This window comes from Micromonospora echinospora (assembly GCF_900091495.1).
GTDB lineage: Bacteria > Actinomycetota > Actinomycetes > Mycobacteriales > Micromonosporaceae > Micromonospora > Micromonospora echinospora.
Genome location: NZ_LT607413.1, coordinates 5,992,334 through 6,016,587 on the forward strand (window position 1 = coordinate 5,992,334; position 24,254 = coordinate 6,016,587).

20 protein-coding genes are annotated in these 24,254 nt (G+C 73.3%); 12 read left to right on the forward strand and 8 right to left on the reverse strand.

Going from position 1 to position 24,254, the window contains the following annotated elements; genetic code table 11:
* Positions 1–63: 63 nt before the first annotated feature.
* From GA0070618_RS25815 to GA0070618_RS25830, 4 genes are read left to right on the forward strand one after another with little or no spacing between them, the layout of a single operon-like run.
* A complete protein-coding gene (locus GA0070618_RS25815) occupies positions 64–3,243 on the forward strand; it encodes an ABC transporter permease (RefSeq protein ID WP_088983934.1) in 3,180 nt (1,059 codons plus the stop codon).
* Complete coding sequence (locus tag GA0070618_RS25820; RefSeq protein WP_088983935.1) at positions 3,240–5,990, forward strand: ABC transporter permease; 2,751 nt, start codon at positions 3,240–3,242, stop codon at positions 5,988–5,990. Before GA0070618_RS25815 ends, GA0070618_RS25820 begins: the two co-directional genes overlap by 4 nt.
* Positions 5,987–6,958 (forward strand): ABC transporter ATP-binding protein, encoded by a 972-nt coding sequence (locus tag GA0070618_RS25825; protein ID WP_088983936.1) that lies wholly within the window; start codon positions 5,987–5,989, stop codon positions 6,956–6,958. The genes GA0070618_RS25820 and GA0070618_RS25825 overlap by 4 nt, the downstream gene beginning before the upstream one ends.
* Positions 6,955–7,647: an ABC transporter ATP-binding protein gene (locus tag GA0070618_RS25830; RefSeq protein WP_088983937.1), complete on the forward strand. Its 693-nt coding sequence runs from the start codon at positions 6,955–6,957 to the stop codon at positions 7,645–7,647. The genes GA0070618_RS25825 and GA0070618_RS25830 overlap by 4 nt, the downstream gene beginning before the upstream one ends.
* Positions 7,648–7,676: 29 nt before the next feature.
* Here GA0070618_RS25830 and GA0070618_RS25835 read toward each other — a convergent pair whose 3' ends face one another.
* Positions 7,677–8,132 (reverse strand): Rv0361 family membrane protein, encoded by a 456-nt coding sequence (locus GA0070618_RS25835; protein ID WP_088983938.1) that lies wholly within the window; start codon positions 8,130–8,132, stop codon positions 7,677–7,679.
* Between the two features lie 116 nt (positions 8,133–8,248).
* On the opposite strand from GA0070618_RS25835, the gene GA0070618_RS25840 reads away from it, so the two are divergent.
* Positions 8,249–9,952 carry an acyl-CoA dehydrogenase family protein gene (locus GA0070618_RS25840; protein ID WP_088983939.1) on the forward strand — a complete coding sequence of 568 codons (1,704 nt, stop codon included), beginning with the start codon at positions 8,249–8,251 and terminating at the stop codon, positions 9,950–9,952.
* Positions 9,953–9,983: 31 nt separating this feature from the next.
* Here the strand turns inward: GA0070618_RS25840 and GA0070618_RS25845 are convergent, their stop codons facing one another.
* Complete coding sequence (locus GA0070618_RS25845; protein ID WP_088983940.1) at positions 9,984–10,985, reverse strand: tyrosine-type recombinase/integrase; 1,002 nt, start codon at positions 10,983–10,985, stop codon at positions 9,984–9,986.
* A gap of 76 nt (positions 10,986–11,061) precedes the next feature.
* A complete protein-coding gene (locus GA0070618_RS25850) occupies positions 11,062–11,487 on the reverse strand; it encodes an Hsp20/alpha crystallin family protein (RefSeq protein WP_088983941.1) in 426 nt (141 codons plus the stop codon).
* Between the two features lie 222 nt (positions 11,488–11,709).
* Here GA0070618_RS25850 and GA0070618_RS25855 point away from each other — a divergent pair, with 222 nt between their 5' ends.
* A complete protein-coding gene (locus GA0070618_RS25855; RefSeq protein WP_088983942.1) occupies positions 11,710–12,777 on the forward strand; it encodes a MerR family transcriptional regulator in 1,068 nt (355 codons plus the stop codon).
* 11 nt (positions 12,778–12,788) lie between these two features.
* On the opposite strand, the gene GA0070618_RS25860 is transcribed toward GA0070618_RS25855, so the two are convergent.
* The gene (locus GA0070618_RS25860) at positions 12,789–13,553 is read right to left on the reverse strand and encodes a phosphotransferase (protein ID WP_143740459.1); all 765 of its coding nucleotides are present in this window, start codon (positions 13,551–13,553) and stop codon (positions 12,789–12,791) included.
* A 90-nt stretch (positions 13,554–13,643) separates the two neighbouring features.
* Between GA0070618_RS25860 and GA0070618_RS25865 the strand changes: the two genes are divergently transcribed.
* Complete coding sequence (locus GA0070618_RS25865; protein WP_088983944.1) at positions 13,644–14,105, forward strand: HNH endonuclease; 462 nt, start codon at positions 13,644–13,646, stop codon at positions 14,103–14,105.
* 24 nt (positions 14,106–14,129) lie between these two features.
* Here the strand turns inward: GA0070618_RS25865 and GA0070618_RS25870 are convergent, their stop codons facing one another.
* Entirely contained in the window at positions 14,130–14,618 is a 489-nt protein-coding gene (locus GA0070618_RS25870; protein WP_231931455.1) for a macro domain-containing protein, read from the reverse strand.
* Positions 14,619–15,171: 553 nt separating this feature from the next.
* On the opposite strand from GA0070618_RS25870, the gene GA0070618_RS25875 reads away from it, so the two are divergent.
* The 3 genes from GA0070618_RS25875 (at position 15,172) to GA0070618_RS25885 (ending at position 20,288) form a co-directional block, all read left to right on the forward strand.
* The gene (locus GA0070618_RS25875) at positions 15,172–18,228 is read left to right on the forward strand and encodes a Tn3 family transposase (RefSeq protein ID WP_088983945.1); all 3,057 of its coding nucleotides are present in this window, start codon (positions 15,172–15,174) and stop codon (positions 18,226–18,228) included.
* Between the two features lie 178 nt (positions 18,229–18,406).
* A complete protein-coding gene (locus tag GA0070618_RS25880; RefSeq protein WP_088983946.1) occupies positions 18,407–19,024 on the forward strand; it encodes a winged helix-turn-helix domain-containing protein in 618 nt (205 codons plus the stop codon).
* Positions 19,017–20,288 (forward strand): MFS transporter, encoded by a 1,272-nt coding sequence (locus tag GA0070618_RS25885; protein ID WP_088983947.1) that lies wholly within the window; start codon positions 19,017–19,019, stop codon positions 20,286–20,288. Before GA0070618_RS25880 ends, GA0070618_RS25885 begins: the two co-directional genes overlap by 8 nt.
* A 519-nt stretch (positions 20,289–20,807) precedes the next feature.
* Here the strand turns inward: GA0070618_RS25885 and GA0070618_RS34900 are convergent.
* The 3 genes from GA0070618_RS34900 to GA0070618_RS25900 form a co-directional block, all read right to left on the reverse strand.
* A complete protein-coding gene (locus tag GA0070618_RS34900; protein WP_088983948.1) occupies positions 20,808–21,782 on the reverse strand; it encodes a tyrosine-type recombinase/integrase in 975 nt (324 codons plus the stop codon).
* A gap of 233 nt (positions 21,783–22,015) precedes the next feature.
* On the reverse strand, positions 22,016–22,177 hold the full coding sequence (locus GA0070618_RS34105; protein WP_172900334.1) for a hypothetical protein: 162 nt from the start codon (positions 22,175–22,177) through the stop codon (positions 22,016–22,018).
* A 117-nt stretch (positions 22,178–22,294) separates the two neighbouring features.
* Positions 22,295–22,891, reverse strand: a complete 597-nt coding sequence (locus GA0070618_RS25900) for a TetR/AcrR family transcriptional regulator (RefSeq protein WP_088983950.1) — start codon at positions 22,889–22,891, stop codon at positions 22,295–22,297.
* A 184-nt stretch (positions 22,892–23,075) separates the two neighbouring features.
* Here GA0070618_RS25900 and GA0070618_RS25905 point away from each other — a divergent pair, with 184 nt between their 5' ends.
* Both GA0070618_RS25905 and GA0070618_RS25910 read left to right on the forward strand, forming a co-directional pair.
* The gene (locus GA0070618_RS25905; RefSeq protein WP_197701639.1) at positions 23,076–23,237 is read left to right on the forward strand and encodes an amidohydrolase family protein; all 162 of its coding nucleotides are present in this window, start codon (positions 23,076–23,078) and stop codon (positions 23,235–23,237) included.
* Positions 23,234–24,088, forward strand: a complete 855-nt coding sequence (locus tag GA0070618_RS25910; RefSeq protein WP_088983951.1) for an alpha/beta hydrolase — start codon at positions 23,234–23,236, stop codon at positions 24,086–24,088. Before GA0070618_RS25905 ends, GA0070618_RS25910 begins: the two co-directional genes overlap by 4 nt.
* The last annotated feature ends 166 nt before the right edge of the window (positions 24,089–24,254 follow it).

The following is a 24,254-nucleotide window of genomic DNA, read 5'->3' on the forward strand; positions in this document are numbered from 1 at the left end:
TCTCAACCGGCACGCGGGACGGCACCGGGCCGAACCGCCACGGCGACCCGGGGGACACGAACCATGCGGCTGGCGCTTCGACGGGCCCGTGGAGCGAAGGGTCTGCTCCTGGCGGCGGTGGGCGCCACCCTGGTGGCGACGATCGCCCTCACCGGCCTGGCCGGCTACCACCGCGACGTCGTCAGCTCCGGGGTACGCGGCGTCCTCGCCGCCGCCACCGTCGAGGAACGCTCCATCCTGGTCCGCGGCGCGGCCGGACGCACCCCCGACGTCCTCACCCGACGCGACACCTTGCTGCGCGCCGCCGCCGCCGACGTCCTCGACGGCTGGCCGGGCACCGTCGAGGCGGCCGGCTACGCCGCCGGCCGGCAACTACACGGTGACGTCGGCACGGCCGTCGCCGACGACGACGGCACCGTCTACGCCAGCGTGCTGTTCCTCGACGACCTCGCCGCGCACGCCGACCTGACCGTCGGCGCCTGGCCGGCCGCCGGCGGCAGCCCCGTGCAGACCACCCTCGCCGAACCGGTCGCCGCGACCCTCGGCGTCACCGTCGGCGACCGCGTCCCGGTCACCGACGGGTTCACCGGCCGGGTCACCGACCTCACCGTCGTCGGTCTCTGGCGGCCCCGCGCCGCCGCCGACCCGTACTGGCGTCTCGCCCCCGAGACCCTCACCGGCGTGCAACCCGGCACGGCCACGTACGGGCCGCTGACCGTGGACCGCGCCGACTTCCTGCGCCACTTCCTCACCAACGCCTCCGCCGGCTGGCTGATCACGCCCGACGTCGGCGCGGCCACCGGCACCGCCGACCTCGACCGGCTCGCCGACGCCGCCGACGCCGCCGGCGGACTGGCCGCCACCGCCGGACTCGGCGACTCCGCCACGACCACCACCGCCCTCGGTGACCTGGTCGAACGGATCCAACGCGCCGCCCTGGTCGGCCGGTCCGCCCTCGTCACCCCGATGCTGCTGGTGGCCGTCCTCGGCGGGTACACGCTGCTGCTGGTGGCCGCCCTGCTCACCGAGCAGCGCCGCGCCGAGACCGCGCTGCTGCGCGCCCGGGGCGCGGCCCGATGGCAGATCGCCGGCCTGGCCGGCCGGGAAGCGGCACTGGTCGTCGCCCCGGCCGTCCTGCTGGCCCCACCGCTGGCCACCGAACTGCTGCGGCACGCCGGCCGGATACCGGCGCTCGCCGAGGCGTCCCTGCGTCTGCAGCCACGCCTGGACACCCTCACCTGGACCGTCGCGCTACTCGTCGCCGCCGGCTGCGCCCTCGCCATGCTCGGCCCCAACCTGCGCCGGGGCGACAGCTACGTCGCCGACCTGGCCGCCCGGTCCCGGCCCGGTCGGCGAGGCGCGGTGCAACGTGCCGGCGTCGACGTCGTCCTCGTCGTGGTCGCCCTGCTCGGCTGGTACCAGCTGCGGTCGTACTCGTCGCCGCTGTCCGGCGTCGGCGGCGGTGCCCTGGCCATCGACCCGCTGCTCGCCGCCGCGCCCACCATCGCGGTGCTCGCCGGCGCGGTCCTGGCCCTGCGGATCCTGCCGCCCCTGACCCGTCTCGCCGAACGGGGCGTCGACCGCACCCGCGCGACCGCGGCGATGCTCGGCATGTGGCAGGCCGGCCGTCGCCCCCACGCCGGCCCGGTGCTGCTGGTCGCCCTCGCCGTCGCGGTCAGCGCCCTCGCCTGGTCCCTGGCCGGCACCACCGGACGGTCTTTGACCGACCAGGCCGACCACCGCGTCGGCGCCGACCTGCGGCTGACCGAGACCGGCGCCGCACCCGACGACCGGGCCGCGCAACTCGCCCGGCTGCCCGGCGTCACCGCCGCGCTGCCCGCCTGGCGGTCCACCCTCAGCCTCGGCGCGACCAGGCAACCCGCGTCGCTGGTCGCCGCCGACGCCGACACCGCGGCCCGCGTCGTACGACTACGTCCCGACCTGGCCGGCGGCTCCCCCGCCGACGTGTTCGCGCAGGTCACCCGGAACCGCGTCGACGCGCCCCACACCGTCCTGCCGGCCGGGGCCCGACACCTGACCGGCCAGTTCACCGGTTCGGTCACCGCCGCCACCGGCCCGGTCCGCGCCTTCGCGGTGTTCGCCGCACCCGCCGGCACACACCGCCGGGTGCCGCTGGGCGACAGCCGGGACGGACGCCCGGTCGACTTCACCGTCGACCTGCCCGCCGGCCCGGCCCGGCTGGCCGGGTTCACCGTCGAGACCACCGGCCCCGCCACCCTGGTCGTCGACTGGCGGCTACGCGACCTGCGCGCCGACGGCCAACCCGTCGACCTGGCTGGCGGCGGACCGTGGCACACCGTCGACCCCAGCGGCACGCCCCGCGACGGCACCACCGCCACCGCGACCGGCGACACCCTCACCGCCCGGTGGACACGCGACGACGACACCCGCCGGGGCCGGGGCGACTCCCTCGTGCAGCTGGCCGTCACCCGCCCGGCCGCCGGCCCGGTGCCGTTGCTGGTCACCCCGCAGGCGCTGGCCGCGCTGCGGTTGGACGTCGGCGACGACACCCGGCTGTTCCTCGGCGCCGCCGAGGTCGACGTGCGGGTCGTCGGGGCCGTCGACGCGTTCCCCGGCGACACCGCCCCCGCCACCGTCTTCGCCGACCTGCCGTCGCTGCGCGACCGGACCTTCCACGACCGGGGCCTCCTCCGCGACGTGCAGGAATGGTGGCTGTCGGTGCCCACCGACCGGCACGACGAGACGGTCACCGCCGCCGCCGCGCTGACCGGCGTGGACGTGCTCGACCGGAAGGCGGTGGCCCGGGACCTCGCCGGTGACCCGTTCGGCGTCGGCGCGCGCGGCGCCCTGTTCGCCGCCGCCCTCGGCGCGGCGCTGCTCGCCGCGGTGGGCATCGCCGTCGACGTCAGCGCCACCGCCCGCCGCCGCGCCACCGAACTCGCCGTGCTGCGCACCCTCGGCGCGACCCACCGCACCGTCACCCGGTCCCTGGTGACCGAACAGGCGTTCCTCGCCGGCACCGGCGTGCTGGTCGGCCTGGCCGTCGGCGTCGCGGTGGCCGCCACCATGGCGCCCCTGATCATCCTCACCCCGTCGGCGGACCGGCCGACACCCCCGCCCACCCTGCTCATCGACTGGCCGCCCCTGCTGGCCACCGCCGCCTGCGTGCTGCTCATCGCCGTCGCCGCCACCACCGTCGCGGCGGCCCGGCAACGCGGACGCTCCGAAGCCGGCCACCTGCGCGGCGGGGAGGACCGGTGACCACCACCGTGACCGCACGACCCACCCGGCACACCACCGGCCGACGGCGACGCACCGGCGGCCCCGGCGCCCGGCTGCGGACCTTCGTCGGCCCTGCCGTCCTGCTCGCGCTGCTCGGCCTGGTCGCCGCGGCGCTGGTCACCGGCGCGCCGAGGCTGACCAACGACCTCGCCGACCGGAGCCTGCACGCCGACCTGGCCCCCCTGCCCCACCAGGTGCGCGACCTGACCATCGAGGTACGCGGCGGCGCCGACGGGGCCGCACCGGCCGGGGCGGCCGGCGCCCTGGACCGGTTCCACGCCGCTCTGCCGCCACCGCTGCCCGACCTGGTCGACCAGCGGTGGCAGGCGGGCACGGTCGCCGACGACGAGGTGATCACCTCCGGTGACGTCGGCCCGCTCGGCGAGGGCGGCACCGTCCGGCTCGGCCTGCACACCCAGACCGGCCTGGCGGAGGCGACCCGGCTGACCGCCGGGACCTGGCCCGACAGCAGCCCCGGCCAACCCGTGCAGGTCGCCGTGTCGCAGGCCGTCGCCGACACCCTCGCCCTGCGGCCCGGGGTCCGCCTCGGTCTTGCCGCCCCCGGCCGGTCGCCCGTCGCGCTGCTCGTGACCGGGGTGTTCCAGCCGGTCCGCCCCGCCGACCCGCTGTGGGCGCCCACGCCGCAGGCGGTGGAACCGCTGCTGCCGGTCAACGACGGCGACCCGTTCGTGGCCGTCGCGGTCACCGACCCCGCCGGCCTGGCCGCCGCCGGCCGGGCCGGACTGCCCGTCACCCACTCCTGGCGGTACCGGTTCGACCACCACCGCGTCGACTCCTCGACGATCGAACCGGTCGCCGCCGCCGTCGGCGCGGCCCGACGCACCCAGTGGCTGCCCGGCGCGACCGCGCAGACCTCCCTGGACACCCAGCTCGTGCGCTTCGGCGACCAGCTCACCTCGGTGCGCAACCTGCTGGCCGTCGTGCAGGCCGGACTGCTGGCCAGCCTGCTCGGGCTGATCCTGCTCGCCGCCCGGGTGGCCGTGCAGACCCGCCGCGCCGAGCTGACCCTGCTCCGGTCCCGGGGCGCGTCGCTGCCTGCCATCGGCCGGCACACCCTCGCCGAGGCGGCCCTGCTGCAACCGGCCGCGGTGGCCGCCGGGGCGCTGCTCGCGCTGCTGACCCCCGGACGCGACGGCGGCACCTGGTGGGCGCTGCCGCTCATCGCCGCCGTCACCACCGCCGCGGTGCCGGCGTTCGCGGTGGCCGGGCAGCGGCACGTCGCCGTGGTCGCCGGCCGGCCGGACCTGACCCGGGCCCGCCCGTCGGCGCGCCGCCTCACCGTCGAGGTCACCGTGCTGCTGGTGGCCGTGCTCGGGCTGGTGCTGCTGCGCCGCCGGGGCCTGGACCCCGGCGGCGTCGACGGGTACCTCGCGGCGGTGCCGGTGCTGCTGGCCGTCGCGGTGGCCCTGCTCACCCTGCGGGCCCTGCCCTGGCCGCTGCGACTGCTCGACCGGACCGCCGCCCGTGCCCGGGGTGCGCTGCTGTTCCTCGGCGTGGCCCGCGCCGGTCGGGGCGCGCCGGTAACCACCGCGCCCCTCGCGGTGCTGGTCGTCGCGGTCAGCACCGGCGTGTTCGGCGCGGTCGTCACCGACACCGTCGCCCGGGCCCGGGACACCGCCGCCGACCTGAGCGTGCCCGCCGACGCCTGGCTCACCGGGTACGCGTTCACCCCCGACACCGCCGACCGGCTCGCCGGGCTGCCCGGGGTACGGGCGGTCGCCCCGGTGCGGATCGACTCGAACCGGCCGCTGCGCTCCGGCACCGACCCGCAGGCCCGCACCCTCGGCACCGCCCGGATCATGGTGGTCGACGCGCCCGCGTTCGCCCGGGTCGCCGCCGCCAGCGGTGTCGACGTGGACGTGCCGGAAGCGCTGCGCGCCGCCGTGCGGGGCGACGGCCCGGTGCCGGCGGTGGTGTCCCCGAGCGTCGCCGAGACTGTCACCGGCAGCGCCGCCGCCGACGTGCAGAGCCGCCTGTACCCGTTCCGGGTGGCCGGGGTCGTGGACGTCTTCCCCGGCGTGGACCTGGGCACCGACCGGTTCGTGGTGCTGCCCTGGCAGGCGTTGACGGAGTACGCGCACACCCCGGTCATCCCCAACCGGTACCTGCTCGCCACCGACGACCACGACCCGGCGGCGGTGCGCGCGACCGCCGACGACGGGCAACGCCGGTGGCAGTCGGCGGTGCTGGGCAGCGAGGTCGACGTACCCGAGGTGCCGGCGGAGCTGCTGACCCGGCGCGCGTACCGGGACGGCCTGGACCGCACCGGCGCCAACGACGTGCTCACCCTCGCGTTCACCGTCGGCGCGGTCGGCGGCAGCGCCCTCGCCGTCCTCGCCGTCGGGTTCGCGGTGCTCGCCGACTCGCGGGCCCGCGCCCGGATGCTGTCCCGGCTGCGTACCCTCGGCTTCTCCGAGGGACAGGGCCGGTGGCTGCTGGTGTGCGAACTCGTGCCGCTGGTGGGGGTCGCCGCGCTGGTCGGCGCGGCCGTCGGGGTGGCCCTGCCGGGGCTGCTCGGCCCGACGCTCGGGCTGTCCGCGTTCACCCCGGGCGTCAGCGCCGGCTGGCACCTGGACCCACTCGTCGTCGGCGCGGTGCTCGGGCTGGTCGCGGTGGGTCTGGCCGCCGGGCTGGGCGTGGAGATTCTGGTGAACCGACGGACGCGTACCGCCGACGCGCTCCGGCGGGGAGAGGAGAACGAGTGACCGCCGTCCACACCGTCCCGGACCTGGTGTCGTTGCAGCAGCGGGCCGCCGACCGGGCCGCCGCCCGCGCCGGGGGGACCGACCGGCTGCGCGGCCACATCGTCTGCGACGGCCTGGTGCGCATCTTCAAGACCGACGGGGTGGAGGTCGTCGCGTTGCAGGGCCTCGACCTGGTCGTCGACCAGGGCGAGCTGCTCGCCATCGTCGGCGCGTCCGGCTCCGGCAAGTCGACCGTGCTGAACATCCTCTCCGGGCTGGACGTGCCCACCGCCGGGATCGCCCGGGTCGCCGGGTACGACCTGCTGACCATGTCGGCGCGTAAACGCCTGGCCTACCGACGGCGGACCGTCGGGTTCGTGTGGCAGCAGACCGCCCGGAACCTGCTGCCGTACCTGAGCGCGGTGGAGAACGTCGCGTTGCCGATGCGGCTGGCCGGCCGGCGGGGCCGGGCCGCCCGACAGCGGGCCGCGGAACTGCTGGACCTGGTCGGGGTGGGACACTGCGCCGACCGGCGGCCCGCCGAGATGAGCGGCGGTGAGCAGCAGCGCTGCGCGGTCGCGGTGGCGGTCGCCAACGACCCGGAGGTGCTCTTCGCCGACGAACCGACCGGCGAACTCGACGAGAACACCGCCGCGGAGGTGTTCGGGGCGCTGCGCACCATCAACGCCGAGCTGGGCGTCACCGTCGTGGTGGTCACCCACGACCACGCCGTCGCCACCCAGGTCCGCCGGACCGTCGCGATCCGCGACGGCCGCACCGCCAGCGAGGTACGCCGCTCGGCGCGCCGGGGCGCCGACGGTGTCGAGGAACTGGTCACCGAGGAGTACGCGGTGCTCGACCGCACCGGCCGGATGCAGCTGCCCGCCGCGTTCGTCGACGCCCTCGACCTGCGCGACCGGGTCCGGCTCACCCTGGAACCCGACCACGTGCAGGTGCACCCGGGCCGCGAACAGGAGGAGCAGCCGTGAGCGAGGACCTGGTCACCGTCGAGGGCGTCGGCCGGGAGTTCCCCGCCGCCGGGCAGGTGGTGTACGCCCTGCGGGACGTGTCGTTCACCGCCGGCCGGGGCGAGCTGGTGGCCGTACGGGGCCGCTCGGGCGCCGGCAAGACGACCCTGCTGAACCTGGTCGGCGGCCTGGACCGGCCCACCACCGGGCGGATCCGGGTGGCTGGGCGGGACGTGACCGCCGCGAACCGCCGGGACCTGCTGGCGTTGCGCCGGGACACCGTCGGGTTCGTGTTCCAGTCGTTCGGGTTGATCCCGATCCTGTCGGCGGCGGAGAACGTGGGCCTGCCGCTGCGGTTGGCGAAGGTGCCCGCCGCCGAACGGGAACAGCGGGTGGCGGTGCTGCTGGAACTGGTCGGCCTCGGCGGACACGCCCGGCAACGCCCGTACGAGCTGTCCGGCGGCCAGCAGCAGCGGGTGGCCCTGGCGCGGGCCCTGGCGAACGACCCGGCGCTGCTGATCGCCGACGAGCCGACCGGACAATTGGACTCGGAGACCGGGCAGGCGGTGATGGACCTGCTGCGGGCGCTGGTCCGGGCCCGGGGCATGACCGCCCTGGTGGCCACGCACGACCCGGCGCTGGTGGAGGCCGCCGACCGGGTGGTGACGTTACGCGACGGCCGGCGGGTCGACGACCTGGTGCCGACCTGACCCGGCGGAGTGTCCCCGGTCCCACCGGGTCAGAACGGGTCGCCGCAGACCCGCCAGTCGTCGTCCTCCCGCACCACCCGCAGGTCCCGTTGCTCGGTGCGCCCGCCGTCGCGGATGAGCCGCACGGTCACCGTGCCGGTGGGCTGCCCGTCGCGGGTGCTCACCGACACGTCGGTGACCTGGTGTCCGGTCACCACCGGCGGGGTACGCACCCAGGCCGCGAACCCGACCGGACTCCACCGGGTCCGGGCCGGCGCGCAGAGCCGCCGGTAGGCCCGGTCGGCGTCCCCGGCGGCGACCTCCGTGAGGAACGCCTCGGCGGTCTGGCGGACCGGGGCGTCGGCCTGCCGTACCGCCTGGACGTTCCACGCCCCCAACCCGGCGACCCCGACGCAGCACATGCCCAGCGCCGCGCCGGCCACCACCAGCCCGACCCGCACCGGACGGTGGGGCCGGTGCGGGCGGGACCACGACGCCGACGACATGATGACCAACGGTAGAGAATCCGACACCCACCGCGCAGGAACTCGCGTCTGTCGCGGCACGCGGGGATCGTCTACCGTCGACGCGGACCCCTGTCCCCCCTCGCCAGGAGTGACGCATGGCCCGTTTCGTGCAGCCGGTGCCGGCCCCCGCCGACCCGTACACCGGTGACCCGCTGCTGCGGTCGTGGCTGGACCGGCAGCTCGGCCCGGCCGGGCACGCCGCCGCCGAGGGCCGCCTGACGGACCTGGCCGCCGACGTGACCGGGCCGCTGCGCGCCGCGCACGCCGACGCCGAGGCCCACCCGCCCACCCTGGTCCGCTACGACCCGTGGGGCGCCCGGATCGACCGGGTCGACACCTCCGCCGGCTGGCAGGCACAGCGGGCCGCCGCCGCCCGGCACGCCGTGGTCGCCCTGCCCTACCTGGACTCGGCGCGCGGTGAGTGGGGCGCGGCGGCCCGGGTCGTGCAGCACGCCCTGCTGCACCTGTACGGGGCCGAGTCGGCGACGTTCTCCTGCCCGGTGGCGATGGCCGACGGCGCGGCGGCGCTGCTGTCCCGCCCCGAGGTCGACCGGAGCGTCCGGGACGCGTGGCTGCCCCGGCTCACCGCCACCGACCCGGACGTGGCGGTCACCAGCGGCCAGTGGATGACCGAGGCGCAGGGCGGGTCGGACCTGTCCCGCTCCGACACGGTGGCCCGGCCCGCTGGGGACGGCTCGTGGCGGCTGACCGGGGAGAAGTGGTTCTGCTCGGCGGTCGACTCGGCGATGGCGGTGGCCCTGGCCCGGCCCGAGGGCGCCGGCCCGGGCAGCCGGGTCCTCGCCCCGTTCCTGGTGCCCCGGTACGCTGCCGACTCGCCGCTGGCCGACGGTGGCGACCCGACCGGGTGCGCGCCCGGGGTGCGGGTCCACCGGCTCAAGGACAAGCTCGGCACCCGGGCGCTGCCCACCGCCGAGGTGGGCCTGCGGGAGGCGTACGCGCTGCCGCTGGGCGACCCGGCGCAGCCTGGCCTGGTCCGGGCGATGACCCTGGTGGTGGTCACCCGGCTGCACAACGCCGCCGCCGCCGTGTCCGGGATGCGCCGGGGCCTGGCGTACGCGCGGGCCTACGCCGACGCCCGGCAGGTCGCCGGGGGCCGACTGGTCGACTCGCCGCTGCACAAGGCCACCCTCGGCACCCTCGGGGTGGACACGGCCGGCGCGTTCGTCCTGGCCGGGCACGCGTTCGCGCTGTTCGGACGGGTGGAGGTCGGCGCCGACCCGGACGCCGCCGCCGAACTGCGGGTGGTCGCGCCGCTGGCGAAGCTGGCCACCGGGCGACTCGCGGTCGCCTGCGCCAGCGAGTACGTGGAGGCGTTCGGCGGGGCCGGCTACGTGGAGGACACCGGCGTGCCCCGGCTGCTGCGCGACGCGCAGGTCCTGCCGATCTGGGAGGGCACCACCAACGTGCTCGCCCTGGACGTGCTGCGCGCGGTGACCCGGGAGGACGCCGCCCGGCCACTGCTGCGCCGCCTGGCCGCCGCCGCCGACACCGCCCGGAGCCTGTCCCCCGCCCTGGCGCACACCCTGACGGCGGTCACCGAGGAACTGCGGGAAACCTTCGTCACGATCACCGCCGACCCGGGCGGGGTGGAGGCGGTCGCCGGGGCCCGCGCGGTCGCGTTGCGGGCCGCGTACGCCCTGGCGGCGGCGCTGCTGGTCGAGCACGCCGCCTGGGGCGACGAGGCCGCCGACGTGGCGGCCCGACTGTGGGCGCGGCGCTGGCTGCGGCACGAGGAGATCGCCCTGGACGCCCACCAGCACCTGGACCTGCTCTGCTGACCGCCGGCGGATGCCCGGCGAGCCACACCGGTCAGCCGGGCGACCGCCGGGACCGGGCCGCCCAGATCACGTACGCCGGGTCCCGGTCGAGGTTGTGCCGGTCCCGGTCGTAGCGGCGGGTGGTGCGCGGGTCGGCGTGACCCATCGCGTCCTGCACGTCCTCCAAGGGGACGCCCTCGGCGCGGGCGGTGGTGGCGAACGAGTGCCGCAGCGAGTGCGGCGACAGTTTCGCCCAGGCGGCGATGCCGGCATCCCGGGCCAGCCGTCGGACGAGGCGGAACACCGCGTGCCGGTCGAGCCGACCTCCGGTGGCGGTCACCAGCAGCGGCCCGGTCAACTCGTGCACCGCCACGCCCTGCGCGTCCGCCCGTGCCGCCAGGTACGCGTCCACGGCGTACGCGGTGCCCGGGGTCAGCGCCCGCCGCCGGGACCGGCCGCCCTTGCCGACGAACCGCACACTGCGGTGGCCGCGTTCCACGCCGAGGTCGTCGAGGTTCAGCGACACCAGTTCCCCGACCCGTAGCCCGAGGTCGGCCAGGAGCGTCACCACGGCCCGGTTGCGGACGGCGGTCGGGCCGGTGTCGGCCTCGGCGGCGGCGAGCAGCGCGTCGACCTCCCGGGGAGTGAGGCCGACGGTGGCCGAGTGGTCCCGGTCGACCTGGGGGCGGTCGGCGCCGGAGACCGGGTTGGCGTCGACGGCGCGCAGCTTGACCAGGAAGTCGTACCAACTGGACAGCGCGGAGAGCTTCCGGGCGACGGTGGCCGGGGTCAGCGGACGACCGGTCCGGGCGACCAGGGTGGACTCCAGGTCCCGGCCGTAGGCGTTGACGTGCAGGAAGGTGGCCCGCAGCGGGTCGAGGTCGTGGCCGGCGCACCAGGTCAGCCAGCCGGCGACGTCGCGCCGGTAGGCGTCCCGGGTGTGCCCGGACAACCGTCGGTTGGCGAGCCACGCCTCGGTGAAGTCGACCGGGCCGCCGGGCAGGGCGGGCGTCGGCGCGGTACCCGAGCGCACCGGAAGGTCGGAGGGCGACATGGGGAAAGGTTCTCAGGTGTCCTGACCCCCGCGTCCCGCGGGTACGCCACCCGCGGGACGCGTGTCGGCACCGTGGTCAGGAGTTGATTTCCTTACGGCCGTTGCCGTTGGTCAGGATGGCGACCCGGCGCGGCTTGGCCCGCTCGGCCACCGGGATCCGCAGGGTGAGGACCCCGTTGTCGTAGCCGGCCTCCAGCTTGTCGGTGTCGAGGGTGTCGCCGAGGAACAGCCGCCGGGTGAAGGTGCCCATCGGACGCTCGGCGGCCACGAGCTCCACCCGGTCGCCGACGGGGCGACGACGCTCGGCCTTGACGGTGAGCACGTTGCGTTCCACCGTGCAGTCGATGCTGTCCGGGTCGACGCCGGGCAGGTCGAACGCGGCGTAGAAGTAGTCGCCGTCGCGGTAGGCGTCCAGGTGCATCACCGCCGGACGGGCGGCGGTGCCGAAGACCTGGTCGGCGAGGCGGTCGATCTCCCGGAACGGGTCGGTGCGCATGAGCATGGTGTGCCTCCTCGGTTCTCCTGGGCCGAAGGTTCTGAGTTGAGTCAGGTCGACTCAACTTCCTTCTCCTTGATAACGCGCCCTCCCGACGTCGTCAAGTCGACCCGGCCACCACGCCACCCGTCCGCCGCGGACACCCGCCGAGGCGTTGACCCTCCCCCTCGGTCAGACCCCAGGCTGGTCCGTGCCGGTCACCCGGACCGGCCCGAGGAGGATGGCGACGTGGAGCTGCTGACCATCGGGGCGTTCGCCCGGGCGGCACGGCTGACGCAGAAGGCGTTACGCCTCTACGACGAACTGGGCGTGCTGCCACCGGCGGCGGTGCACGCCGAGTCCGGCTACCGGCTCTACCACCCGGCGCAACTCGACCGGGCCCGGCTGATCGCCCGGCTCCGGCGCATCGGCATGCCGCTGGCCGACATCCGCACCGTGTGCGGCCTCGACCGTCGCACGGCGGCCGAGGCCGTCACCACGTACTGGCAGCAGGTCACCGCCGACACTGCGGCCCGCGCCCGACTGGCCGCCCTCCTCGTCCAGGACCTCTCCGGAAGGGACACCACCATGTCCGATCCGACTCCCGCCATCACCGTCCACGGCGCCGCCGGCTGCGACACCGGCGCCGTACGGGACAGCAACGAGGACGCCGCCTACGCCAGCGACCGGCTGCTCGCCGTCGCCGACGGCATGCGGGGACCCGGTGGCGCCGCGGCCAGCGCCACCGCCATCGACGCCCTGAAACCGCTGGAACTGACCGACGCGCCCGCCGCCGACCTGCTGACCATGCTGGCCGGGGCGGTCGCCGACGCGCACCGGGTCGTGCGGAACGCGGGAACCGCCGACCACCAGGCGGTGACCACCCTGACCGCGCTGCTGCGCCACGGGTCCCGGCTGGCCCTGGTGCACGTCGGTGACAGCCGGGCGTACCTGCTGCGCGGCGGCGACCTGTTCCGCCTCACCCAGGACCACACCTGGGTGCAGAACCAGGTCGACCAGGGCCGACTCGACCCGGACACGGCCGCCACGCACCCCCGGCGGGCGCTGCTGGTGCGCGCCCTCGGCGCCGGCGACGACGTCGAGGCGGACCTGGCGCTGCGTACCGCCCTACCCGGCGACCGCTACCTGCTCTGCTCCGACGGCCTGTCCGCCGTGGTGGACCAGGCGGCCCTGCGCACGACGCTGGCAGCCTCGGACACCCCGGAGCGGACCGTGCGGCGGCTGATCGACCTCGCCCACCGCCACGGCGCGCCGGACAACATCGCCTGCGTCGTCGCCGACGTCGTCGTGGTGTGAACCGCCCGCGCTCAGGACAGCGGGAAGTCGGCCAGTTCGCGGACCGCGGTGTCCAGCGACGCGTCGAACCCCTGCGCGACCATCGCCTGGAAGGCGGGATCGCCGGCTGCCGCGTTGCGCCGGATCCCGTCCGCCGACGCGGCGACCCGGTCCCGGACCACCGCCAGGAACCGGTCCAGTGGGCCGTCCCAGCCGTACGCGTCGAGGAAGAGCCGCAAGCGGGCCGGCCGGTCCTCGAACGCGGTGAACCCCTCCGCCGCCGCCACGTGCCGGGCGTGCAGCGGCACCCAGGCGAACGCGGTGAACGCCACGTCCCACTCGACCGTCACGGGACCCGCGAAGTCCCAGTCGAAGAACCCGACCAGCCGTCCACCCGACCACGCCGCGTTGTACGGCGCGGCGTCGTTGTGCCCGACGATCAACCCCGGACGCCATCGGCCACCCTCCCGCCAGACCGCGTCCGGCGGCGGAACGAAATCGGTGACCGCCGCGTGGAAGTCCCGCAGCCAACCGGCGACCTGACGCAACGCGTCCACACCGTGCACCCAGGACGGCCACGGCCGGTGGTGCCCGACCACCTCACCGGGCAGGTACGTCAGCACCTCCCGCCCCTGCTCGTCGAAGCCACGCGCCCGTGGGGCCCCGGCGAACCCGACCGCCTCCAGATGCTGAAGCAGGGCGTGCACGGCCGGCGTCCACGGCCCGGCGGCGCGACGTACGGTGTCACCGATCCGCACCGCACCACCGGTGTTCCCACCGGACAGACGCTGTTCCACCGTCAACGGCTCCCTTCCTCCGGACCCGCGGGGCACGGCCGCCCGGACGCGACGACGAGGACTGCCAGTGCCGGACGTAGCGTGGGACGCATGCTCTCCCGCGTCAACGGCCTCTCCCGGCACTTCACTCCGGACAGTCTGCGCGAGTACCTCCTCGCCCGCTCCGTCCGGGCCGACACCGGCTGCCTCATCGTCCACGGCTACGGCAACCGACGCGGGACCCACCAGAAGGTCGCCGGCCGGGCGTGGGCGCACATCGCCGCGTACGCGGTGTTCGTCGGCGGCTACGACCCCGACCTCGAAGTCGACCACACCTGCGGGGTCGCCGACTGCATCGAGCCGGCCCACCTGCGCCAGGTCACGCGCGCGGAGAACTGCCGGGACCGGGTCCGTCCACCACGCTGCCGCAACGGACACGAGCGGGAGGCCGACCCGGACACCGGGGCGTACCGGCGGGTGTGCCGGGCCTGCAACCGGGACGCGCAACGCCGCTGGCGGCAACGGCAGGCGGCCGAGGTCGCCCAGGCCCGCGTCGCGCACGGACGCGGGTAGCGGCCGGGCGGACGATACCGGCGGCTACCCGCGGTCGTACACGGTCACGGCGATGCCTCTCGCGCACAGGGTACGCAGGATGATCGGCTCCATCCGGTCCCAGGTGCCACCGGCGAGCCCGCAGCCGATCCGAGGCATGTGCACCGACGCCCCCAACGCGTGCGCCTGCTCGGCGAGCGACGTGAGACAACGCTCGACCGCGTCGTAGCGGATCGGTGGGCCGGCGCTGCCGGTCCTGATTCCCCGCTGGCCGATCATGTTCGCCACCCATACGTCCGGCGCGACCCGCACCAGACGGGTGGCACCGAGCGCGAAGTCGTTGCTCGCACGGCCACGATGCCACTGCCGGTAGTCACGTTCCGGCTCCGGCCAGCGGCGGGAGACCGCCACCACGAAGCCCTTCCCCCAGCCGCCGAGGTCGTTGCAGACGTGCGCGATCACCTTCCGGCCCTTGGCCTGAGGGCTCGTCGCGTCACCCTTGATGATCGTCATCGGGTTCACGTCCGTCAGCATGACCCTCCGGTACGACGATCGGGGCCCGCGCCCTCGCTCATAGCCCGCTGAGCTGCCGGCTTCCGGACGGCAGACCGGCCGGTTACACCAGCGTAAGTCCTTACGCACCTTAACTGACATTATGGTGTGCAGGTGATCTACCCCTTTCGTCCAGGCTGATTACTGGATTGCCATTACCGGTAATTCGTTAATCTGGCTCCAGTCGGTCAGCGGAGGCTGAAGCTCTGTCACGGCAGACCACCACGAGGGCGTCGTGTTGGGTGCAGCCCGCACGCCCCGACGACGTCACTACCACGGACGGCGGGCAGCACCTGCCCTCACGTTTCCCGCACGGAGCCTCGCCCCGCGCGGAGGTCGGCGATGGCGCCGGACCGGCGTCGCCCGGTCCGGACGCATGCATCAGTCGGCTGCCGGGTAGTCGGTGTAGGGGTCTGAGGAACATCCGTGTCAGATCGTGCGCTAAGCGGTCTCCGGGCTGGTTGGTGCTTTGACCTTGGGTGATTGAGCGTCGGAGCCTTCGCGGGTCGTTGTTGTCGATCTTCGGAGTGCTGTTGTGGCGGTCGAGTTCCTGACGGACGAGCAGGCGGCCCGGTATGGGTCGTTCTACGAGGTGCCTTCGCGGGCGGAGTTGGAGCGGTACTTCTTCTTGGACGATGCGGACCGGGAGGCGGTGCAGGCCAAGCGCAGGTCGCACAACCGGCTCGGGTTCGCGGTCCAGCTCACGAGTGTGCGGTTCCTGGGCCGGTTCATGCCGGACCCGCGGCAGGTGCCGGTGGAGGTGGCCGCGTATCTGGCCGAGCAGTTGGAGATTGTGGACGCGTCGTGTCTGGCGTTGTACGGGGAGCGGGACGGTACGGCCCGTATGCATGCCGGGGAGATCCAGGAGGCCGAGGGCTGGCGGGACTTCGCCGAGGTCCGCGAGGAGCTGGTGGGCTGGCTGGACGCGCGGGCCTGGACGACCGGGGACGGGCCGAAGGCGTTGTTCGACGCGGCGGCGGGGTGGCTGCGCGAGGGGCGGGTACTGCTGCCGGGGGCGAGTCGGCTGGCCCGGCTGGTGGGCTCGGTGCGGGAGGCGGCGAACCAGCGGCTGTGGGACACCCTGTATGGGTTGCTGAGTGTCGGGCAGCGGGCGGTGCTGGACTCGCTGCTGACCGTCGCGCCGGGCGAGCGGGTCTCGGAGCTGGATCGGCTGCGACGCGGGCCGGTGCGGATCTCGGGCCCGCAGATGAAGCGGGCTCTGGAGCGGGCGGAGGAGATCGCCGCGCTCGGGATGGGCGCCCTGGACGTGTCGGGGGTACCGCCGCGGCGGCTCGCGGAGTTGTCCCGGTACGGGGTGGACGGTAAGGCGTCGCTGCTGCGCCGGCACGGGGACGCGCGGCGCCTGGCGACGCTGCTGGCCACCACGGTCTACCTCACGTCGCGGGCGGTGGACGACGCGCTGGACCTGTTGGAGGTGTTGATCGCGACGAAGCTGCTGGCCCGCGCGGAGCGCGAGAGCGCGAAGGAGAAGCTGAAGACCCTCCCGCGGGTGGAGCGGGCGTCGGTGAAGCTGGCGACTGCGTTCCAGGTCGTGTTCGACACCACTTCCGAGCAGGTCGACACCGACACCGGGGAGATCGCCCCGCCGAAGGTGGCGAGCCTGGAGGCGATGTGGGCGGAGATCGAGCGGGTGGTGCCCCGCCATGAGCTGGTCGCCGCGATCGCCGCGCTGTTCGAGCTGACTCCGCCGCTGGACTCCGATGCCGACGAGGCATGGCGGGCCATGCTGGTCAACCGGTTCGGCACCGTGCGGCCGTTCCTGAAGCTACTGGTCACCGTGGTGGACTTCGATGCCACCCCCGAGGGTCTGCCGGTCCTGAACGCGCTGCGGTCGCTGCCGGACCTGATGGGCCGCAAGAAGGTCGGCCCGCCCGAGATCGACACCGGCCTGCTGACCGGCTCGTGGCGGCGCCTGGTCCTGTCCGCGCCGCATCTGGAGGCGGGCACGGTGGACTGGAAGGCGTACACCTTCTGCGTGCTGGAGCATCTGCACCGGATGCTGCGGCGCAAGGATGTGTTCGCGAGGAACTCCTCCAGGTGGGGCGACCCGCGGGCGAAGCTGCTGGCGGGTGAGGTGTGGGAGCAGGCGAAGCCGACCGTGCTGGCCTCGCTGAACCTGCCCGCCGAGCCGGGCGGGCACCTGACGGCGCGGGCCGCGCTGCTGGACGGCACCTACCGGGAGGTCGCCGGCCGGGTCCCGGACAACGCCCAGATCGTCTTCGACGACGACGGGCGGCTGCACTTCGCTGCCCTGGAGCCGGAGCCCGAACCGTCCTCCCTGCTGGACCTGCGTGCGGCGGTCCACGCGATGCTGCCGCGCGTGGACCTGCCCGAGGTGCTGCTGGAGGTTTTCTCCTGGACCGGTGCCGACCAGGCGTTCACGTCGGTGACCGGCGGCGAGGCGAGGTTGAAGGATCTGCATGTCACCATCGCCGCGCTGCTGGTCGCCCACGGCTGCAACGTCGGCTACACCCCGGTCCTGGGCGGCGTGGACGCCCTGAAGTACGGGCGGTTGTCCCACGTCGACCAGACGTATCTGCGGCTGGCGACCTACCGGGCCGCGAACGCTGCCCTGATCGGGTATCAGGCGTCCGTCGGCCTCGCGCGGTCGTGGGGCGGGGGCTTGGTGGCCTCGGTCGACGGGATGAGGTTCGTCGTGCCCGTCCCCTCGGTGTACGCGCGGCCGAACCCGAAGTACTTCGGCCGTCGCGGCGGCGCGACCTGGCTCAACATGATCAACGACCAGGCGGCGGGGCTCGGCGGGAAGATCGTGGCCGGCACCCCGCGCGACTCCCTGTACGTGCTGGACGTTCTCTACGACCGCGACGGCGGCAAGCGCCCGGAGATGATCGTCACCGACACCGCCTCGTACTCCGACATCGTGTTCGGGCTGCTCACCCTGGCCGGGTTCGCCTACGCCCCGCAGCTCGCAGACCTGCCCGACCAAAAGATGTGGCGCATCGACCGCACCGCCGACTACGGCGCCTTCCAGGACGCAGCCCGCGGCCGGGTCGACCTTGTCCGCATCGAGCGGCACTGGGAGGACATCCTGCGGGTCATCGGCTCCATCCACACCGGAGCCGTCCGCGCCTACGACGTCATCCGGATGCTGTCCCGCGACGGGCGCCCCACGCCGCTCGGGGACGCGATCGCGCACTACGGGCGGATCGCCAAGACCCTGCACATTCTGCGCCTGGCCGACGAGCCCGGCTACCGCAGGCAGATCAAGGTGCAGGCCAACCTCCAGGAAGGCCGCCACGCGCTGGCGCGGAAAATCTTCCACGGCCGCTCGGGGCAGCTCTACCAGCGCTACCAGGACGGCATGGAGGACCAGATCGGAGCCCTCGGCCTGGTCCTCAACGCGCTCGTACTGTTCAACACCCGCTACATGGACGCCGCCGTCACCCAGCTCCGCACGGACGGATTCGAGGTCCGCGACGAGGACGTCGCCCGGCTGTCGCCGTTCGTGCGACACCACATCAACGTACTCGGGCGGTACTCCTTCCAGCTCCCCGAACTGCCCGGCGGGCTGCGACCCCTACGCGACAAGAACGCCCCCGACGATGAGTGACTACGCGGGCTCGCCGTACTCGGCGACGTAGGCCGCGTAGTTCTCCGCGAGGCCGGCCTCCCGAGGCCGGCCTCGGCGGTGAGGTGGTCAACCGAGTCGACGGCCGATACCTGTCGTCTCGCCGACTGGCAGAGTCGCGTAGTTGCTAGAGATATCTTTCTAAAGCATTCTCTAGCGTGTGATCGAAGAGGTGCCTGAACGTTCTATCAAGCTCACCGACCCACGCACCCTGCGGGCGTACGCGCACCCGCTGCGGATGCGTCTGATCGGGCTGCTGCGCAGCGACGGCCCGATGACCGCAACTCAGGCTGCCGCCCGGCTCGACGACAACGTGCCGAACTGCTCGTTCCACTTGCGACAGCTCGCCAAGTATGGGTTCGCCGAACGCGTCCCCGGGGCGGACGGTCGGGAACGGCCCTGGCGGGCCACCGCGCAGGACACGTCCTGGGACGACGACTCCGACGACCCGGCCATGAAGGCCGCCACGGACCAGCTCAACAGCGTGATGCTCGCCCTCTACGTGCAACGCGCGCAGGACTACCTCACGGTCCGCGGCGACGAGCCTGTCGAATGGCGGGCTGCCGCCGGCTTCGGCGACGCGCTGCTGCACGTCACCGCCACTGAGCTGCGCGAGCTCACGGAGGAGGTCAACGCGCTGCTGGCCCGGTACGACGAACGGGTTGCCGACCCGGCGAGACGCCCGCCCGGGTCTCGCCCGGTGCAGATCATCCAGATGGCGGTGCCACGTGGACCCGTACCCCCCGAGGACCAGCGAGCGGAGACGGACCGTGACTAAACCCCTCGTTCTGGCCGACCCGGCACCGCCGCGCCGGCCGCGCATCCCGCGGCTGTTACAGCAGACGGCCTTCCGCCGCTACTGGTCCGCGCAGACCGTCTCGCTCTTCGGCGACCAGATCACCATGCTCGCCGTGCCGCTGCTGGCCGTGCTCGCGATCAGCGCCGGACCCGTCGAGATGGGCTACCTGACCGCCGCCTCGCTGCTGCCGAACCTGTTATTTTCCCTGCCGGCCGGCGCCTGGGTCGACCGGTACCCGCGCCGCCGCCAAGTAATGATCATCGCCGACCTTGGCCGGGCGGGTCTTCTACTGGCCGTGCCACTGCTGTGGTGGGCGGACGCACTGAACCTGCCGCTGCTCTGTGCCGTGGCCTTCCTGATCGGGACCCTCTCGGTGTACTTCGAGGTGGCGCACAGCAGCCTGTTCGCCGCCCTGGTCCGGCGACCGGACTACGTTGACGCCAGTAGTCTGATCAACGGCAGCAGGGCCATGTCGTACGTGGCCGGCCCGAGCATCGGTGGCGTCCTCGTGCAGGTGCTCACCGCCCCGGTCGCGCTGGTCGCCGACGTGCTCACCTACCTGACGTCTGCTGTCTTCCTGACCCGCATAAGGGTCACCGAGCATCCCGTACAAAGCGGCCCCGGCCTGGGCATGGCCGCCGGCGTGCGGTACGTGGCCCGCTCTGCGGTGCTACGGGCGATCCTGCTCGGCACCACCACGCTCAACCTGTTCAACTACATGTTCGCCGCGCTCTTCGTGCTGTACGTGACCACCGAGCTGGACATCTCCCCCGGAGTGCTGGGCCTTATCATCGGGGCCGGCGCGTTCGGCGGACTGCTCGGCGCGGCGGTCACCGGCCCGCTCAGTCGCCGGATCGGCATCGGCCCCGCGGTAATCCTCGGCCTCGTCGTCTTTCCGGCCCCACTGATCCTCGTGCCGCTGGCCGGGGGACCGCGGCCGCTGGTGCTCGCGCTGCTGATCACCGCCGAGTTTGTCTCCGCGCTGGGCGTCATGATCCTCGACATCGCCGCCGGATCGGTGCAAACCGCGGCCACACCGGAGACGATGCTCGCCGTGGTCTCCGGTGTCAAACGCACCGTCAACTACGGCATCCGGCCAGTCGGCGCCCTGATCGGCGGGGTACTCGGCGCCGCGATCGGGGTACGTTCCGCCCTCTGGATCGCCAGCATCGGTGCCCTGCTCGGGGTGTTCTGGGTCGTCTTCTCCCCGCTGAGCACCATGCGCAAGCTGCCCGAGGAATGATGTCCCCCCGCGGCGGGCCCGGTTGGCAGCAACTGCAGACCGTACGTGGGGACATCCGGTCTCGCGCCGTAGCCGAAAGCTCGTCGACAAGCTGCCCGCCACGCGTTGCCGAACGAATCTGGGGACGACGTCGACCAAGGCGACGAGTTGCTGAACGGCCGGACGTTGACGAGCACTAGCTAGGACGACGCCGGCCGCCGCGGCGACGAGTTGCCGAACGGGTTTTGTCGACGTCGACCAGGACGTCAGCCGCAGTTGCCCGAAACATTGCGGGACCGCCGTTCGGACGTTGCCGTGCCCGGCCTGCTGGCGCCTCTGGCCGGCATCGGTCGGCACGGCACGCACCGGTTCTTCGCTGGAAGCTACGGCCGGGCCGACAGGGCCGGACGAAAGGTCTTCCGTGCTTCTGCGCGGGGCCCCGGAAGACCTTGGCCGACTGCGCTCCCGGCGCGGCGGCGGACGGCGGTACGCGTCTGGCCGTGGGGGTCTCCACGACAGGGCACGCCGGTGACAGCAGGGTCAGCGGCGCGCGTCGCCGGGGGCGAGCAGGCTGGTCAGCTCCGAGATCGCCTCGGGAGAGGGCTTGAAGTAGCGGCGGACGTTCTCCGGCTTCTTGTGCCGGGACTTCGCCATCAGCATCAGCAGCGAGGCGCCTTGCTCTCCGAGGTGGGTCAGGGCGGAATGGCGGTACTCGTGCAGGTCCCAGCCGGTTCCCGGGCCGCGCATGGCGGTGTGCTCGTCCAGCAGCGCGCGGGCCTGTCCGTAGGAGAGGCGGGCCAGGCCGGTGTCCGGGCACACGTCGCGCGGGCTGACCACCTTCCCCGGACCGGGGCGGCGGTGGGTGACGAACACCGGCCCGCGGGTACGGCCGCGCAGCAGACGGGGCAGGAGCCGGGCGGTGCCGGCGTCCCAGAAGACGGTCTCCAGCACGAAGTCCTCCCGGGCCTGGCCTCGGCGACGGGCCTTGCTCCGGGCACCCTTGGACTTGACCAGGCAGCGGCGCCCGGCGAAGTCCAGGTCCTCGATGTTCACGCCGAGGATCTCCTCCGACCGCCCGGCGGTCTCGTAGAGCATCCGCCACAGCGTCTTCTCCCGCAGGTGCACCTCGCGGCGTGCGATGAGCCGGTCCACGGCCATCTTCGAGCGGGCCGGCGTTTCGGAGTCCGGCACCGCCAGCCGCTTCGTCCAGGACGGCACCGCCGGGCCGTCGTAGCCGTGCTGCGCGCACCAGCCCAGCCAGGACAGCACCGCCGCCCGGCGGGCGTTCCAGGTATTGACCGCCGCGGTGCCCCACAGCAGTTCCAGGGCCTCGCCGATCTCGTCGTCCGCGACCGACCCGAGCGGGCGGGCCTCCCCGATCCGCTCGGCGGTCTTGCCGACGCCGGTCAAGTAGCTGCGGACGGTGTTCGGGTTGCGGAGCGAGTCGAGGAAGGCGTCCGCCGCCGCGCGGACGGTCAACGCCTTCCCGGTCGGCAGTTGCACGACGGTGGGCACCGCTCCCCCTTGCCACGGATAACAGGGCCGCTTCACGTACAGCCCGGGGAGCGGCACCGCAGGTGACGAACCAGGCTCCCGCAGATAATAGGGCGTTATCCGTGGAACAACTTCAGACCCACCCCACGACCGACACCCCGTCAGCCGCCCACCAGGCCCGGCGACCGCTTAGCGCACGATCTGACACGGATGTTCCTCAGGCCCCGTGTACCCCTCGGCTCCGTCGCGGTAGATCAGCTCGGGGCGCAGCGGGTTGAGGGGCAGATCGTTGGCGATCCGGTGGGACAGGTCGGGGTGCTGATGAAGCGCTTGCCGAACGCGACAGCGTCGGCCCAACCCGCACCGACCACCTTCTCCCCCTTGGCCACGTCGACGTTGCCGGCTGCGATGATCACTCCGCTGAACGCCTCGCGCAGCGAGACGCGGACGCTGTCGTCCAGGGCGGGCCCACCGGCCCAGCCCGGCTCACACAGATGCAGATAACCGAGTGGCGGCGAAGGGCGACTACCTGCTCAAGGCCCCGGGTGTGTCCGTGGCACGGATTGGTTCTTGCTTATGCGCAGGATCAAGGTGACCGCGTCCTCCGAGTGGGCTGTTGGTGTCAGAACCTCCTGCAAGAGCAGGCCACGCATCGCGGCGATGGTGACGGTGGCCAAAGTCAGCGCTTCCTTGGCGTCGAGCCCTTCGCGTTCCGCCAGCGAGGCCAGCATCTTGGTCAGGTCATCGAGCGAGTCGATGAACTCACGGAAGTCCTCCGGGTTGTGCGCGGCCAGTCCTACGACGTGAAAGAAGCCACGGACACGCGACAGCTGCTCCGGTCGCGTGTAGGCCCGCCAGATCGCGACGAAGAGGTCGTCGAAGCTGCCTTGCTGGGCGGCCTCGAAGAGCGCCTCGTTGTCCCGAGATCGCTGTGCCTTGAGCATGGCCGCCAAGACACCCGAGAGCGACCCGAAGTGGTACCGCAGGAGGGCGTGGCTGGTCCCGGTCCTGGCGGCGATCTCACGGAGCGACACCTCCGGTGAGGGAAGCTCCTCCTCGAAGGCGTCGAGGAGCCGGGCCAAGAGACGCTCGCGTGCGTCGCCTTTGCGTTCCGTGCTTGACAGGACCACTCCCACAGTTTATCCATTGGAAAAGACCGACTGGCGGTGCCATGGTGCTTCACACATGGTCTCAGTCGGCTCGCAACGACGGAGGGGACGAGTCGTGGGACGTTCGCTGTCGCCAGGGAGGCCGAAGTACGGATCGGGCTGGGTTCCGATCTCATCGGTCCGGCTCAGAACCGAGGAGCTGAGATTGCGTGCGGAACTCGAGACACCGATGGAAGCTCTCGCGGCGGCCACGAAGACCAATGCCGAGATCCTCGGCCTGTCCAGCGAGGTGGGGGGCATCGCTCCCGGCATGCAAGCAGACCTCGTGCTCGTCCAGGCCGGACGCGCTGTAAAGGACCTGCGATGAGCACCATGTGGCAGGGCTGCCTGGCCGACACGGACTATTTCGAGACGCGTTCCAGCGGAGGGCACGACTACGGCGTCTGGGTCACCACGCCACCGGGCTACGACCCCGCCACGACGCGAGCGCCTGTCGTGTACGTGCTCGACGGCAACTGGGCCGTGGGCATGACGGCTCCGCTCATCGTCACCCAGCGGGACCCCATGCAGCGGATCCAGCCCTACATCCAAGTCAGCGTCGGCTACGCGGGTGAGGAAGCCCGCCACTGGGAACGGCTGCGCAACAGAGACCTCGTGCCACCCGGCGAGCCCATCGCCAAGGAATTCGTCGATGCCGTGGAAATGGCACTCCAAACGGGCGCGATGACACGCGAGGAAGCCGACGCCTATCTCGCCGAGCTACGCGCCTCCCGCGCCGACGCGTTCCTGAGCTTCCTTACCGCGGAACTGCACCCGCGGATCGTGCACGACTACGGCACAGCCATGAGGGGTCACGGCCTCTTCGGCTACTCCTACGGCGGACTCTTCAGTCTCTATGCCTGGCTCACCGGCAGTACGCTCTTCGAGAGCATCGGAGCAGGCAGTCCCGGCGTTGTCAGTGAAGACAGTCAGGTCTTCGCCCTGCTCGAGAAGATGGGCGACAGCCTACCTGCCGCCAAGCTTCACCTGACCGTCAACGACCGAGAGCTTCTCGGAGACCTGGCCGTCTACCAGAACCTCGCGAAGCACACGGCCACCGTCCTGCACCGCCTGACCGCCCGCGGCGGAGCCGTCACCAGCGCGGTCCTGCGCGAAACGCACGTGACCGGCCTGCAGGCCTCGTTCCTCAGCTACCTCAGGACCTGCCGTGCGCTATGAGAGAGGACGACGTGTGAGTACCGATGCGGTCTTGTTCGGGCAGGTGTGATCGGCTCGTCGATCGTCCTTGAGTCGACACCGACGGCTACCGGCCACTACGGCTGACCGAGGCCGCTCCCGGCAAATAGCTGACCGTGCCCTGGCTCAAGGTCTCAGTCAGGGCACG